Raw genomic sequence first — 1287 nt, 5'->3', positions numbered from 1 at the left:
AGAAGTGGCCCCAAGAATTTGAACAAACCCATAAGTGGAAAATCTGCTACCTTTTGATGGTCCCTGCGGGACTTTGATATGGAGCAGAGAAATGGCAAAAAGAGCAAGACGGACGCACTCAGCGGCGTTCAAAGCCAAAGTGGCACTGGCAGCGCTGGCTGGTGACAAGACACTGACCGAACTGGCGCAGCGGTTTGAAGTTCACCCCAACCAGATTACCGAGTGGAAACGGCAACTGAGCGAACGGGCTGCCGACGTGTTTGGCGGAGGCGACACTGCGGCGGAGCCACCGGTTGATTTGAAGGTGTTGCACGCCAAGATTGGGCAACTGACATTGGAGAATGATTTTTTAGAAGGCGCGCTCACCAAGGTGGGATTGCTGAGCGCAAAGCGATGATAGACGTCCACCACGCACTTTCAATCAGCCGTCAGGCCCAGTTGGCCGGCATCAACCGCGGCAGCGTGTATTATTTGCCCAAACCAGTCAGTGCCGCAGATCTGGCGCTCATGCGCCGCATTGACGAGTTGCACCTGGAACATCCGTTCATGGGCGCGCGCATGCTGCGCGACCAACTCAATCGGGAAGGGCTCGATGTTGGACGCAAGCATGTTGGCACGTTGATGAAACGCATGGGCATTGAGGCACTTTACAGAAAACTGGGCACCAGCAACAAGCACCCCGGCCATGAAATTTATCCTTACCTGTTGCGCAGCCTGACCATCAACCGGGCCAACCAGGTTTGGGCACTGGACACGACCTACATTCCGATGGCCAAAGGCTTCGTCTACCTTACCGCCGTCGTGGATTGGGCCTCGCGCCGAGTATTAGCAGCAAAGGTAGCGATCACGCTGGAAGCCTGCCATGCCGTCGATGTGCTGCAAGATGCGTTCCATCGCCATGGCAAGCCGGAGATCGTGAATACCGATCAAGGCAGCCAGTTCACCGCGCATGAGTTCGTGCAGGCCGTTAGGGAACAAGGCTGCAACCTCAGCATGGACGGGCGCGGCGCCTGGAGAGACAATATGTTTGTCGAGCGCCTATGGAAATCGGTGAAATACGAGCGGGTGTACTTGCATGCCTATGACTCGATCGCTGAAGCCAGAGTATCCATTATGCAATACATGGACTGGTACAACCGATCCAGGCCACATTCGAGCCTGGGCAAGAAAACGCCTGATGAGGCTTATGCCGCGATGCTGCCGACGGTTGAACTGGCAGCGTGAGAACCAGCAGAGATTCCACTTAAAATGTTCAGGTTGTTGTTCAAACAATTGGGACCACTTCTC

At 55.2% G+C, this 1287-nt stretch carries 1 protein-coding gene; it reads left to right on the top strand.

Going from position 1 to position 1287, the window contains the following annotated elements:
* The first annotated feature begins 91 nt into the window (after window positions 1-91).
* Window positions 92-1224, top strand: a protein-coding gene (locus BLS94_RS14405) for an IS3 family transposase (protein WP_371130315.1) whose coding sequence is annotated in 2 segments (ribosomal slippage) — window positions 92-344 and window positions 344-1224 — 1134 coding nt in all. Because the reading frame shifts where the segments join, the coding sequence is not laid out codon by codon here.
* The last annotated feature ends 63 nt before the right edge of the window (window positions 1225-1287 follow it).

Origin of the sequence: Nitrosospira sp. Nsp18 (assembly GCF_900103145.1) — a bacterium.
Taxonomy (GTDB): Bacteria; Pseudomonadota; Gammaproteobacteria; order Burkholderiales; family Nitrosomonadaceae; genus Nitrosospira.
This window is presented reverse-complemented; position numbering and strand designations above follow the sequence as displayed.